The sequence below is a fragment of the Limosilactobacillus rudii genome, assembly GCF_014145455.1.
In the GTDB taxonomy this organism is placed as follows: Bacteria; Bacillota; Bacilli; order Lactobacillales; family Lactobacillaceae; genus Limosilactobacillus; species Limosilactobacillus rudii.
This window is the reverse complement of sequence record NZ_JACIVB010000004.1, coordinates 1-237: the sequence shown is the minus strand read 5'-3', so window position 1 is coordinate 237 and position 237 is coordinate 1. Positions and strand designations below refer to the sequence as shown.

The 237-nt window shown below is 48.5% G+C and carries 1 rRNA gene; it reads right to left on the bottom strand.

The annotated features are described in order from the left end of the window. Positions 1–237, bottom strand: a 23S ribosomal RNA gene (locus H5S39_RS00020); the annotation flags it as partial.

Here is a 237-nt window from a genome sequence, read left to right as displayed (position 1 = left end):
TCGCCGCTACTCAGGGAATCGATTTTTCTTTCTCTTCCTGCAGCTACTAAGATGTTTCAGTTCACTGCGTCTACCTCTTGCTAGCTATGTATTCACTAGTCAAGTAGTCAGCGATTAAACTGACTGGGTTTCCCCATTCGGAAATCTCCGGATCAAAGCGTACTTACCGCTCCCCGAAGCATATCGGTGTTAGTCCCGTCCTTCATCGGCTCCTAGTACCAAGGCATTCACCATGCG